The sequence below is a fragment of the Roseofilum sp. genome (genome assembly GCF_982964205.1).
In genome coordinates, this window is the sequence record NZ_CEZBFX010000117.1 from 1 (window position 1) to 15,109 (window position 15,109).

The window sequence follows — 15,109 nt, forward strand, 5'->3', positions numbered from 1 at the left end:
CCCCGTTCCTTTACCCACAGATTTAGTCGTAAATCCTTGCTCGAAGATGCGTTCTCTCACTTCATCTGGCATCCCCATGCCATTATCGGCAATGCGAATGGTGACCTCTTCTGCTGTTGCTGAGGTAGCAATCTTAATCTGATTGGCAATCTCAATCTCGTCAAAACTGCGTCCCTGGTTACCCTCATCTAGGGCATCAATAGCATTGGCAATCAGATTCATAAACACTTGGTTGAGTTGTCCCGGAAAACACTGCACTTGTGGCAATTGTCCATAGTCTTTGACAATTTCAATCGCTGGATGCTCCTCGTTAGCTTTGAGGCGATGTTTAAGAATCAGCAAAGTGCTGTCGAGACCTTCATGCAAGTTAAACGGGACTTTATACTCCTTATCTGTGCGCGAAAAGGTTCGTAAAGAATTGCTGATGTGCCTGATGCGATCGGTTCCTTCCTGCATCGAGGAAATTAGTTGCGGTAAGTCCGAGCGCAGAAAGTCCAAATCTATTGCTTCTAGTTCTTCTTCTATTGCTTCACTTGGCTCTGGATATTCTTGCTGATAAAGGTCTATTAATCCCAACAAGTCTTGCACATAATCTCGTGCTGGGTCTATGTTTCCAGCAATAAATCCGACTGGATTATTAATTTCGTGGGCTACTCCTGCCATCAAATTGCCTAAAGCCGACATTTTCTCGCTTTGCACCAATTGCAGTTGGGTTTGTTGCAGGTCTTCAAGAGATTGTTCGAGCTTCTGGGCATAGTCTTGGGATTGTTGGTAGAGACGGGCATTTTCCAGAGAGATAGCGGCTTGGGAACAGAGCAGATTGAGCAGTTCCACGCGATCGCCCGTAAAAGCTCCCACCGCCAAATGGTTTTCCAGATACAGGATACCAACGAGTTTGCCTTGATTGAGGATGGGCGCGCACAGAAAACTAAGGGGTTGTCCTTGCAGCAAATAGGGGTCACCTGCAAACTGCGTATCCCGAGGAAAGTCGTTAACAATAATTGGTTGTTGGTTGCGTTTGACTTTATTAATAACACTTGTGGGAATAGAGCGATCATCCGTTGCGGGGTTTGAATGCAAATCAGAGCCTTCTTTTGAATATCGGGCTACAACCTGCCAACTTTCGGGTTGTCGCAGCAGCAGAATGCCGCTATCTGCTCCGGCATTTTCCATCACTGCTTTCATCAAAGCCGAGACCAGTTTGTCCAGGTTAATTTCGCTCGATAGCAATTGAGCCGCTTTCATCGCCGTTGCCCAATCGAGCATCGAACCGATCTTGCTGCTAGTCGTACCTGCCGTTTGCGTCAAAGTGTAAGTCGCGGTTTGACCGCTTGTAAACTGCAAGTGGGGCTGTTGCAGAATAGAGGAAAGCAGTTGGGGATATTTTGCTTCGAGTTGGTCGGTTTTGGCTTTGGCACCCCAGCGGGCGTAGCAGTAGTAGGCTTCCTGCATATGAAGGGCCGCATATTTTTCTTTACCCCAGTCTAGGCAGAATTTGGCAGTTAGTTCGTTGGCTAGGGCTTCTTCTTGGATGTAGCCATTTTCTCTCGCTCCAGCTATGGCCAAGTCGTAGAGTTCCATCGCTCTCAAGTGATCTCCTAAAAGCCGATACCGTTCTGCCTCGAGTAAATCAGATTTATGCTGGTAGTTCATGGGAGCATTTTCTGCCCAAGCTTTGAGACGCGTACTCCAATGTTCGCTGCATTCCCAATAGGTTTCTTTCTCTGCACCTTCTGCTAATTCCACTGATGCCAGATAAGTCAAACCTCCTAAAAAGGCAAAATTGGGTAAAAACAAATAGCCCCCAACCGCATCTAAATACGTCTGTGCTTCCGAAACCAAATATCTAGCTTCTGCCATATTTCCAAAGAGATAAGTCAGTTGCAATTTACTAAAATGATGAACGGATAATCCCACCAAACTATTGCTCTTTTTGAAACAGTCAATTGCTCCTTGTTCGTCATAAAACTCTCCTTGCAAAGAACAAGGATTTTCTACATTACTAATCAAGTTAAAAACGAGTTGTAAAATGCAAGCCGTATAAATCCCCGTACCTTCAAAGCGAATCGAGCGAGAAAATTCAATCGCTTTCTCTAGTTCTAATTTCAGAATATCGAGTTCCATCCCGGAACAATAAGCTAGGAGCAGTCGGTTAGTCAGGGCATAAGTTGCATACTCTAACTCTCCCACTTCTATTCCCTTTTGATAAGCTTCCCCTAGAGGGGATATGCCATCGCGAAAATGCGATCGCCAAAATGAGACATGAGCATAAAAGTTATTGCATACCAGAACATGACGGAGGGTATTATTTTGTTGCTCAATAATTTGCTGGGCGATTTTACCATATTCGTAAGCTTGACGAAACTTATCAATACCGGGATTGCATAAAACCAAAGCATAGTTGACGTAGGATACTGGTGTATCGAGAGCATTTCCATATTCTAATGAGAGTAGTATTCCCTGACAAGCAATGATAGGAAATAAACTCGGGCGACCAAAATAACTTAACGGAATCAAGCGCGATAAAATCCGCATCGCCGAGAGTATTTGTGGCTTCTTCATCTCAGAACGATTGAGTAATTCTTCTGAGGTAAATGGCTCTAGAGCGGCTTGAGTTCGCGCCAACCACGATCCAATTTCTGCTAGGTCGGGATTATCGGGAAAATCTATTTCGAGTAGCTTCAAGCATCGTAACCCCGTGTCAATGCCGTCAATAAATCGGTTCTGAACTGAATACGCCTGAAGTTGTGTTTCGTACACCTTAATCCGATCGAGGAGAGTGCGGGCGCGATCGATCGCGATTTGTCCCAACCGCTCCATGTTTTCAAAGTCACTCTTGAGATAGCTCGCTTCTGTTGCTTCTAAATGTAAGTTTAGCGTCAGTTCGTACTCCGCTTGCCAAGCATTATCTGCCAATAAACTGAGTCCAATGTTGAGGTACTCAAAGGCTGCCGTATTTGCGGTGCAAGACTTGGCTTTTTTCCCAGCGATTAAGTTTAATTCAGCCAGTTCATATCGTTGATTTTGTTGGTCAATAAACTCTATACTAAGATTCAAATGACGAACCATATCAAAGACATAGTTTTCCCGTTGAGATGGGTCGATAGTCTTGAGTAAGAGCTGACCAATATTGAAGTGAGTTCGTACTTTTTGATTTTCGGGAATCAAGGAATAGGCGGCTTGTTGAACGCGATCGTGCAAGAAGCGATAACTCACCTTTATACCCTCCGCTTTTTCTTCCTCTTTTTCCTCTCCTTGAAAAAACTTGTAGGCTTGGCTCTGAGGTAAAACCAACCCTTCTCGCAAGGCAGTCCACAAATCGGCAGCGGCTTCCTCCGATCGCTTTTCGCAGATAATCGCTAAGGTCTCTAAGTCGAATTGATTGCCTATGCAGGCGGCTAATTTGAGGATGTTTTGGGTGGCTTCCGGCAACTTATACAACCGTCCAGCTATAAATTCCACCACATCATCCGTGAGGGCGGCATCTTGCACTTTCACTAAATCGCATTCCCAATATCCCAAATTATCATTAAACGCAATCAACCCCTCTTCATGCAATCCTTGTAAAAATTGAGTGGTAAAGAAGGGATTCCCTTTCGTCTTTTGATAAATTAAATGGGTTAAAGGTGCAGCTAATTCCACCGTACAACTAAGAGTTTGTGCCACCAATTGATTGATATGACTGACTGACAAGGGCGCTAGAATAATGGTCGAAATTGTTGTTTTTTGCTTCTCTAATTCCCCTAAAGACAACATCAACGGATGAGCCGGAAACACTTCATTATCTCGATAGGCTCCCAACAGAAGCAAGTATCCTGTCCGACTTTTTCCCATCAACACTGTCAACAAATTTAACGATGCCGAGTCTGCCCATTGCAAGTCATCAAGAAATAGGGTTAAGGGATGCTCTTTGGTGGTGAAGACGGCGATCAATTTTTCAAACAGGAGGTTAAAGCGATTCTGGGCAGCACTGCCGGAGAGTTCAGGAACGGGAGGTTGTGTCCCGATAATGCGTTTGAGTTCGGGAATGACATCAATGAGGACTTGCCCGTTCTCTCCCACTGCTGCTAAAATCTTTTCTTTCCACTCTTGCAATTGTGCATCGCTTTCTCCGAGCAATTGCTCCATTAAGTCTCGAAAGGCGATCGCGAAAGCGGAGAAGGGGATATTGCGATTCAATTGGTCGAATTTCCCTTTGATGAAATAGCCCTGTTGTCGGACAATAGGTTTGTGAACTTCGTTGACGACGGCGGTTTTCCCGATGCCGGAAAATCCAGCTACCAGCAGGATTTCACAGTTGCCTGCTACGACTCTCTCAAAGGCTTCTAGTAGAGTTTGAACTTCTTGTTCTCGTCCGTAGAGTTTTTCGGGAATCAGGAAGCGATCGCAGCGATCGTGCTCTCCCAATTCAAATCGCTCTATCGTTCCTGTTTCTCGATATTGCCCAAGACACTTCTCTAGATCGTGTTTGAGTCCCAAGGCACTCTGATATCTCTGTTCGGCATTTTTGGCAATTAACCTTAAGACGATGTCTGAAACGACTGCGGGAATACGATCGCTTGCAAGGGGTTGGGGATTTTGGGCAATATGAGCGTGAATCAGTTCTAAAGGATCGTCGCTCGCAAACGGAACTGTTCCCGTTAATAGCTCGTACAATGTTATTCCCAGGGAATAAAAATCGCTGCGATAATCAATCCCTCGATTCATGCGTCCAGTTTGTTCCGGCGATAAATATGCTAAGGTTCCTTCTAAGGTATTGGCAGTTTGAATCGTTTGGCTTTCTTTGGGCAGTAGGGTTGAAATGCTAAAGTCGATTAATTTGACTTGTTGGGTTTCCGGGTGAATCAAGATATTGGCGGGTTTGATATCTTTATGAATAATCTGTTCTTGACTGAGATAGTGTAGGGCATCGGCGAGTTGCAGGGCGATCGCCAAAAATTCTTCCAGATTAAGGGTGAACTGCTGCCAATAATCACTCAAAGCTATGGCTCCAGAATCGGGCATAATCAGGGCATAGCCATTGCCGTAGCGCTCTAGAGCCAGAGGAGTGACGATATGGGCATGTTGCAGATGGCGGGCGATTGCATATTGGTTGCGAAATTGTACTAATTGGCTAAAGCTGGGATGGGGAGTCCGCAGGATTTTGATGATCGCTGAGGCGCGATCGCCAAGGCGGATACCCTGGTAAACGAGGGTGCGAGGGCCTTCGTAGAGACACTGTCCGAGTTGATAGCCAGGAAGAGTTGTCACTGCTTTAGTCTGATGAGAGATAACATATTTTACAACTATCTTATCCAATCTGTTGTGTACGTCAATGCGATCTCTCTTAATTTACCCGCTTAATTCACCGGTACAGAAATGATAAATTCTGTACCCTTTCCAAGTTCCGATCGACAGGCGATCCGTCCACCATGTTTTTCGACAACAATTTGATGGGCGATCGCCATTCCCAATCCCGTACCTTTACCCACTGCTTTCGTCGTAAATCCTTGCTCAAATATTTGAGATTGGACAGATTCTGGCATCCCCATACCATTATCAATAACGTTGACGATAACATGACTCTTGTCATCAGCTAATTCCGTTTTAATTGTAATCTGATTCGTTTGTTTTTCAATCTCCGTAAATGTTTGAGCTTCATTCCTTTCCTCCAAGGCATCGATGGCATTAGCGAGCAGATTCATGAATACTTGATTGAGTTGCCCAGGATAGCACTGAACGGGTACGATCGCGCCGTATTTTTTAATGATTTCAATAGCAGGACGCTCGTCGTTATCTTTGAGGCGATATTTTAAGATTAATAGGGTACTATCTATACCGTCATGGAGATCGAATTCCGTTTTGCTGACAGTGTCTGTCCGGGAAAAGGTGCGCAAGGAAGTGCTGATATTATGAATGCGATCGCATCCCGTTTGCATGGATATCATGAGTTTGGGAAAATCTTCTACCACAAACTCCAAATCTAGATCTTTAATTTTTGTTGCAATCTCACTGGGGATATCGGCGTTATTTTGATATAAAGAAAGTCCATCAAGCAAATCCTGCAAATATTCCCGAGCTGCACTAATATTTCCACTGATAAAACTCACTGGATTATTGATTTCGTGAGCAACTCCAGCAACTAAATTCCCCAAAGTCACCATTTTTTCATTTTGAACTAATTGCAATTGAGCATTTTTCAACTCCTGGAAGGCTTGCTGCGATTGCTGATACAGTCTGGCATTTTCTAGGGAAATTGCAGCTTGAGCGCAGAGCATATCTAAAACTTCGATCCGATCGCGATTAAAGGCATCGGCAGTACAGCTATTTTCCAAGTAAAGTATGCCGATAAATTTCCCTCGTTCCAAGAGCGGAAAACAGAGCAAACTTTGAGGAGGAGAATCCAGGAAATAGCGATCGGTAGCAAATTGACTTTGTGCGGTTTTCGCCTCTAAGAGAATAGTTTTTGCAGTCCGTCTGACGTAATTAATCAATCCTTCGGGTAAATCGGGATAGTTTTCTAGGGGAATCGATTGATGTAAGGAATCGATTTGCAGAGCGTTATTCGCATTGGAACGAATGGCGATCGCTTCTATCATCAAGTCAGTTTCATGGGTTAATAATAATGCACCTTTAGTTGCTCCCGCATTCTCGATGACAATATTCATTAGAGTCGAGAGCAAGCCATCTAATTCGATTTCCTGGGAGAGCGTACGTGAAGCTTTCATCAGAGTTGTTAAATCCAATAAATTTCCCGCTTCTGTGGTATTGTTAGAAACAGTTAGTTCATTAACTGTACTGATAGTTCCATTCGTAGTTAAACTGAGTTTGGGTTGGTTGAGAATAGGAGTAAGTAAGTACGGGTAGTCTTGTTCGAGAGCCTCGATTTTGGCTTTACTGCCCCAACGAGAATAGCAATAATAAGCTTCTTGCATATAGCTAGCAGAAACTTTTTCTTTATTCCAGTCGAGATAAAAAAGAGCTGCTCGTTCATTTGCGATCGCTTCTTCTGGCAAATATTTGTTTTCTTTTGCCCCAGCAATTGCTCGATCGTAGAAGTCCATAGCTTCGGCTTTATTCCCTAAAATGCGCTGCCGTTCTGCTTCGACTAAATCACATTTATGCTGGTAATTCATCGGTGCATGTTGCGCCCATTCACGTAATGTATTTTGCTGAGTTTCGACTAAAAGTAGAATATCTTGGTATAACGGTGATGCATCCGAACAGCTTGCTAGCAACGCTAAAGAATAATAAAAATTGTGAATAGCAATCGGCATCCAAGCGCCGACAGAGATGGCATATTTTTGGGCGAGTTCTGCCTTAGCAATAGCTTCAGTCCAGTTGCCAAAGTAGGACAATAACATGGTCTGGGCTAAATATAGATTAAAGAGAGACCAACCCAACTGGGATTCTTGCCAATTTTGCTCTACAGTGTCCTCATCTAAATACTCTCCATCGAGACGTGTAATCTGTGTTGATTGTCCCAGTAAATTAGCGATCAGTTGCCGCCAAATGCTGATATTATTGGCAGCATAGTCATTTTTAATTTTTTGCATTAATTCAATATAGAGGGATTGTTGTTGACTGACTGCTGGAAGTTCTCCCCCAGTTAAAAAGAGATAAGCGCAATAATTTTCGAGGCAATAACCGGCATAGACAAAATCGCCAACATCTAATCCATTTTGACTGCCTTCTAATAAATACGATAAACTGTCTCTGACGTGTTGCTTCCAAGGGATGATAAAGGTATAAACCATATTATAAATACTGCATTTCTCGACGCGAGCTTGTTGTTGAAAGCGTTCTAATAAGGCGATCGCTAATTGACCGGATTGATATCCGCGATCGATCGCGCTAGAGTGGGTACAGAGAAGAGCGCCATACCAACTATAGGTAAAGGCAGCTAAGGCAGAATAACCATTATCCTGACAAAGCAGAACTTGGATGCTAACAATGTCAAACAAGAGATCGGGGCGAGAAATTAAAGCGGCTGAAGTAATGGCAGTCAAAATCCGCATTTTAGCTAAATAATACGGATCTGTTGCTTTTAATAAGTCAGGAACTGTATCAATGGCAGGTAAGGCGATTGCATTCTTGTCGCTATGGGTAATATCATCCAAAGACATCCCCATCATCGCCAAAGCATCTAAGCCCATATCAATGGCTTGTGCTGTCTGCCGACTGGTAATATAAATTTGAATTTTAGTCTCGTAAACTTCGATCGCATCGAGTTGATCCTGGACTTGTTGCAGAACGATCTCGCCTAACGTTTCAGATTCGCTAATATTGCCACTTAAGTATCCACTCTGCATCGCTTCGCAGTGCAAATTTAGGGTTAATTGATGGAGACTATCCCAAGGATGGGCGGGGAGTAAGTCAATTCCTTGTTTTAAGTACTTAAATGCCGAGCCATAAGCTGTAGCATGTTTTGCTTTCTGTCCGGCGATTAAGTTTAAGCGAGCTAGTTCGTTTTTTTGCGATTCTTGGGTGATTAACTCGATCCCCAAATTGAGATGACCGACGATATCAAAAATCGATTCTTCTCTCTCGGAACTTGAAAGTTTGTCGAGTAAAATATAGCCGATATCGTAATGAGTCAATGATTGGTGTTCGGGAGGAATCAGAGAATAAGCTGCTTGTTGAACGCGATCGTGTAAGAAGCGATAATTGACGGTAACTGTATCGGATTTTTCTGTACCATTTTTCCAGTCTTGGAAAAACTTGTAAGCGTCGCTCTGCGGTAAAATCAATCCTTCTCGCAAAGCTCCCCACAAAGCTGCTGCCACCTCTTCAAAAGCTGTTTTGCAAATGATACTTAAGGTCTCTAGATCGAACCGATTGCCAATACAAGCTGCTAATTTCAAGACATTTTGGCTCTCTTTTGGCAACTTGTACAATCGCCGAGCCATAAATTCAACGACATCCTCAGTTAGAGCTGCATCTTGTACCTTGACTAAATCGCATTGCCAATATCCAATATTTCGATCAAATTCAATTAATGCATCCTCATATAATCCTTTTAAAAATTGAGTAGTAAAGAAAGGATTTCCTTTTGTATTTTGATAGATTAAATGAGTTAGCGGAGCAGCTAACTCTATCGAGCAACTGAGCGTTTCTGCAACTAATTGGTTAATGTGGGGAATTGATAAAGGAGTTAGCGTAATGGTCGAAATTGTTGTCTGTTGTTTCTGTAACTCGGACAAAGTTAACATCAAGGGATGAGCCGGGAAGATCTCATTATCTCGATAGGCTCCCAAGAGGAGTAAATATCCCGTTTGGCGGTCTACCATCAAGACTTTGAGTAAATTTAATGAGGCAGAGTCTGCCCATTGCAAGTCATCGAGAAATAGGGTTAAAGGATGTTCTTTGGTGGTGAAGACGGCGATAAATTTTTCTAAGAGGAGGTTAAAGCGATTTTGGGCAGCACTACCGGAGAGTTCGGGAACTGGAGGCTGCGCTCCAATAATGCGCTCGAGTTCGGGAATGACATCAATGAGAACTCGGCCATTTTCACCGATCGCTGCCAGGATTTTCAGTTTCCAGTGAGCTAATGCAGAATCGGATTCTCTCAGTAATCGTCCCATAAAATCTCGGAAGGCTTGGACAAAGGCAGAGAACGGAATATTGCGGTTGAATTGGTCAAATTTGCCTTTGATAAAATAGCCACGCTGTTTGACAATGGGTTTATGTACTTCATTAATAACGGCGGTTTTACCAATGCCAGAAAATCCGGCAACTAGCATTATTTCGCTTTCGCCGGTAGCGACACGATGGAAAGATTCGAGTAGGGTTTCAACTTCGTGTTCTCGTCCGTAAAGTTTTTCGGGGATCAGGAAGCGATCGCACAAATCCCGTTCTCCTAAAGTAAATGCTGCGATCTTTCCTGTTTTTTTATATTCTTTTAGACATTTTTTCAGGTCGTATTTGAGTCCCAAGGCACTCTGATAGCGATCTTCGGCATTTTTCGCCATTAATTTTAAGATGATGTCGGAAAGGGGTTCGGGACACAATTGTCCTCCCAAACAGACCCAGGTGCTAATCGGTTCCGGATTTTGGGCGATATGAGCGTGAATTAATTCTAAAGGATCGTTACTGTTAAAGGGTAGATTTCCGATCAGGAATTCGTATAAGGTTACGCCCAGAGAATAGAAGTCGCTGCGATAATCAATACCTCGATTCATGCGTCCGGTTTGCTCTGGAGATAAATACGCTAAGGTTCCTTCTAAACTGTTAGGCGTTTGAATGGTTTGGGTTTCTTTTGGTAATAAGCTGGAAATACTGAAATCGATTAATTTAATTTGTTTGCTTTGCGGGCAAATCAGGATATTGGCTGGTTTGATATCTTTGTGAATAATCTGTTCTTGACTGAGATAGTGTAGGGCATCGGCGAGTTGTAGGGAAATTGCCAAGAACTCTTCTAAACTGGGAGTGAATTGGTGCCAATAATCGTGCAGCGCTATGGCTCCGGAATCGGGCATAATGAGAGCGTAGCCATTGCAGTAGCTCTCTAGAGCCAGAGGAGTGACGATATTGGCATGTTTCAGATGGCGGGAGATCGCATATTGATTGCGAAATTGCACTAATTGGTTAAAACTCGGATGGGGAGTCCGCAGAATTTTGACGATCGTTGAAGCGCCATCGCCAAGACGCATACCCTGATAAACGAGGGTGCGAGGGCCTTCGTAAAGACACTGTCCGAGTTGATAGCCGGGAAGAGTGGTCACTGCTTTGGTATGATAAGAGATCATAAATACTATGCTTATCCTATCAAATCAATTCGATAACTGAGTGCGATCGCGATCGCTCTTAATTTACGGGCACAGAAATGATAAATTCGGTACCTTGACCGAGTTCCGATCGACAGGAGATCGCTCCACCATGTTTTTCAACAACAATTTGATGGGCAATCGCCATGCCTAACCCCGTCCCTTTGCCCACTGCTTTAGTTGTAAATCCTTGCTCGAAGATGCGTTTTTTTACTTCTTCTGGCATCCCCGTACCATTATCGACAATTGCGATCGTCACAGTCTGTCGATCCGCACTCAATTGAGTCTCAATTGTAATCCGATTGGGGTCTTGTTCTATCTGTTCAAATGTTTTACCCTGATTGCATTCTTCTAAAGCATCGATTCCATTCGCTAACAGATTCATAAACACTTGATTGATTTGCCCTGGATAGCATTTGACTTGCGGGATTTTGCCGTAATTTGTGATAATTTCCATAGCCGGACGTTTTTGATTCGCTTTGAGGCGATATTTTAAGATGAGCAGGGTACTATCGATGCCATCATGCAAATTAAACTCTGTTTTTGTATCCGTATCCTTGCGGGAGAAAGTTCGCAAAGATGTGCTGATATTACCGATGCGATCGCAGCCGATTTGCATGGATGCAATCAGTTGGGGAAAATCTTCAGCGATAAATTCAGGAGCGAGGTCTTCAATCGCTTCAGCTATGGATGGGGGAATCGATGCATTGTCTTGATAGAGCGCGAGAATTTCCAGTAAATCTTGCAAATGTTCTTGTGCGGCGCTGATATTGCCTCCGATAAAGCTGACGGGATTGTTAATTTCGTGGGCAATTCCAGCCACGAGACTTCCCAAGGTGGCCATTTTTTCATTTTGCACCAATTGAAGTTGGGTCTGCTGCAAGTCCGTTAGCACTTGTTGCAAATTGTTAGCTATTTGTTGCGATCGCCGATACAAGCGAGCATTTTCCAGGGAAATCGCCGCTTGGGAGCAGAGTAGTTGGAGGATGTCCATGCGATCGTTGGTAAACGCGCCCGCACAATGGTTGTTTTCTAGGTAAAGAATGCCTCGCAGTTGAGCGCGATTCTCTTTCAGAGACGCTGCGCGAACGACTAAAGGAAGACAGAGAATCGATTGGGGTTGATAGTGTTGGATGTAAGTATCTCGAGCCAGAGCCACTTCTTGGCTGGCATTTTCTAACAGTAAGGGGTGTTGGCTGCGCTTGACTTTATTGACAATACTTAAAGGAACGGCGTTGCTGATTTCAACAGGGAGGGGTTTAATGGCGATCGTCTCCTCTCCAACTGCACGAGCGACTAGCATCAAGACTCCTTCTTGAAAGATCATTAAGGCGACGGTTTCGGCACCGGCATTTTCCCGTACCACCTGCATTAAATTAGCGATCGCGCTCTCTAAATCGATGTCCTCAGAGAGGGTGCGACAGGCTTTCATCAAGGTGGCAAAATCCAAGAAGGCTGAGGTTTCCGTCGTGGTTTTGGAAATTGTTCCTGCTGTTAAGGTTTTCAGGGAAGTTGTCGGTATTAAGCTAGGGGTTGGCAGTTCAAGAATGGGTTTGAGAAGGGCTGAATAGCGTCGTTCTAAATCTTCAACTTTGGCTTTGGCTCCCCAACAGGAGTAACAATAGTAGGCATCTTGCATGTAGTCTGCGGCTAATTTTTCTTTGCCCCAGTCGAGGTAGAATTTCGCTGCCAGTTCCTTGGCTAAGGCTTCTTCCTGAATGTACCCGTTTGCTTTGGCTCCAGAAATGGCGCGATCGTAATTTTCAATCGCTTCAGCTTTCTGACCCAGAATTCGATTGCGTTCTGCTTCTACGAGATAGAATTTATGTAGATAATTCATGGGCGCATTATCGGCCCAATATTTCATCTTAGTTTGATGACTTTCAATTTGCTCGAGAAGATGATTTTGTTCGCTTTTGCTGTTGGTCTTGGTAACCGAAATGATTTTAACCAGAGCATCATAGAAATAGAACAAAACCGTACAGAGCATAGCCACCACACCATCTAGATATTTTTCAGCGCCGGCAGCACTTTCTACAGCCTGTTCATAATCTTGAAAAAGGTAACACAGGCTGAGTTTGGCAACGTACATAAAAGCCAGGGTCGTTCGATTATTGGCTTCCTCATGCAACGGCACCATCTCGGTTTCATTGTAAGCCTCTCCAATCAGAGCGCAAGGATTATCGGCGCGACCCAATAAATTCAGGATCGTCTGACGCGAAAGATGAATCTGATGCAGTACGTGTTCTTGTTTCAGTTGAGCGATCGCCTCGCTATAGGCGAAAAACTCTCCTTCGAGACTCTCTAATTCTTGGCCGATAAACATGGAGTTAAAGCAATAGAACGATGCCGAATATCCGGCAAATTCTAAATCCCCTGTTTCTAAGCCCACTTGATACCCTTTACGGAGTAAATATCGGTTGCCATCGATCGATTCTCGCCAAGGCTTAATCAAGTGACCGACAAGGGGTAACACCCGAGCGGCAGTCCCCTTGACGTTTAATTTATCGATCAGACCTAATGCCAGTTCCCCAAACTGAGAGCCTAACTCAATGTCGTTCGCTACACCGCAAAGAATGAAGCCGTACATGGTATATCCAAAACCCGAGGCAGAGGTATTGCCGAATTCGATGGATAGATGCACCATCTTCATGACAATTAACGGGAAGAGTGCGGGAAAGGCAAAGTAGGCAGGGGGAGCAACACTCGATAAGATGCGGATGGCTGCTAATTGATACGGATCTTCCATCTCCGGTAAGTTTAAAAAGTCGGTAACCGACCGATCGCCGATCGTCGATCGCGTCTCTACCAATGCTCGTTCAAAGTCATCTCGATCGGGTTGTTCGGGTAATTGAATGCGATCGTCAATGAGGTTCAGTACCATCAGTGAAATTCGGATCGCTTCTAGGAGTTTGACCCGAGCAATATTGCTTTGAATTTGGGTGATATAGACATCAATTTTATCGAGCAATGTTTTTGCCTTTTTCAAGACTTCGGCGGACAATTGCTCCATCTGTTCAAAGTCAGCATTCAAATAGGCAGCCTCGGCAGATTCTTGATACAGTGCTAAGGTCAGTTCGTAAGCCCAATTCCACCTCTGCGCTCCCAATAACTCTCGACCGACGGAAAAATATTTAACGGCGGCAGCATAAGCTGTGGAAGTTTTAGCTTTTCGCCCCGCGCTCAGATTCAAACGGGCTAATTCTTCTTTCTCCGTCCACTCCCTGATAAATAGCGTCCCGAAATTGAGTTGATTGACAATTGCAAAAATTTTCTTTTCTTTGGTCTCGGACGAAAGATTTTGCATCAGCAGTTGTCCGATATGGTAGTGAGTCGTTTGTTTTTGCGCTTCTGGAATCAGAGAATAGGCAGCCTGTTGGACGCGATCGTGTAAGAAACGATAACCCACCGATACGACATCCTTGGGTTGATCGTCTACCCCATGACCGTGAAAAAACTTATAGGCTTCATTGGTCGGCAGAATCAGTCCTTCTTGAAGGGCACGCCAGAGATTCGCGGCGACCTCTTCCTCTTGCTCTTCGCAGATGGTTGCTAAGGTCTCCAGATCGAACTGATTGCCGATACAGGCGGCTAATTTCAAGACCTTCTGGGTGGCTGGTGGTAATTTCTGCAAGCGCCCTGCCATGAATTCCACCACATCATCGGTCAGTGCGGCATCGCGCACGCGGACGAGATCGCATTGCCAATAGCCCGAGTCGCGATTAAAGGCAATCAGTCGATCTTCGTGCAACCCTTTCAAGAACTGAGTGGTAAAAAACGGATTGCCTTGGGTTTTTTGATAGACCAATTCGGTCAGGGGTTGAGCCAGTTGTTCCCCACAACTGAGGGTTTCGGCGACTAATTGATTGATGTGATTTACAGCCAAGGGTTTGAGGGTAATGGTGGAAATAACGGCTTGCTCTTTCTCCAGTTCGGTTAAACTCAACATCAAGGGATGAGCGGGGAAGACTTCGTTATCTCGATACGCTCCCAGCAACAATAAGTAACCCGAATCGCGATCGCCCATCAACACCTTCAAGAGGTTGAGCGATGCAGAATCCGCCCATTGCAGATCGTCTAAAAACATCACCAGGGGATGTTCTGACTTCGCAAATACAGCAATGAACTTTTGCAGAAATAAGTTAAACCGATTTTGACCCGCATTACCAGAGAGTTCGGGAACAGGTGGTTGTTTGCCGATAAGTTGTTCGAGTTCAGGAATGACATCAATGAGGACTTGCCCGTTTTTGCCCACAGCTTCCAGGATTTTTGCCTTCCAGCGGGCTAAGTCGGCATCCGATTCTCCCAGTAACTGTCCCATCAAGTCTCGGAAGGCGATGACGAAAGCCGAGAAGGGAATATTA

At 44.4% G+C, this 15,109-nt stretch carries 3 protein-coding genes; all 3 read right to left on the reverse strand.

The window, feature by feature from the left end:
• A partial coding sequence (locus AC3A14_RS20670) for a trifunctional serine/threonine-protein kinase/ATP-binding protein/sensor histidine kinase (protein ID WP_487779137.1) occupies positions 1-5,250 on the reverse strand: 5,250 nt, incomplete at its 3' end.
• An 89-nt stretch (positions 5,251-5,339) separates the two neighbouring features.
• On the reverse strand, positions 5,340-10,727 hold the full coding sequence (locus AC3A14_RS20675; RefSeq protein WP_318732635.1) for a trifunctional serine/threonine-protein kinase/ATP-binding protein/sensor histidine kinase: 5,388 nt from the start codon (positions 10,725-10,727) through the stop codon (positions 5,340-5,342).
• A gap of 58 nt (positions 10,728-10,785) precedes the next feature.
• A partial coding sequence (locus tag AC3A14_RS20680; RefSeq protein WP_487779138.1) for a trifunctional serine/threonine-protein kinase/ATP-binding protein/sensor histidine kinase occupies positions 10,786-15,109 on the reverse strand: 4,324 nt, incomplete at its 5' end.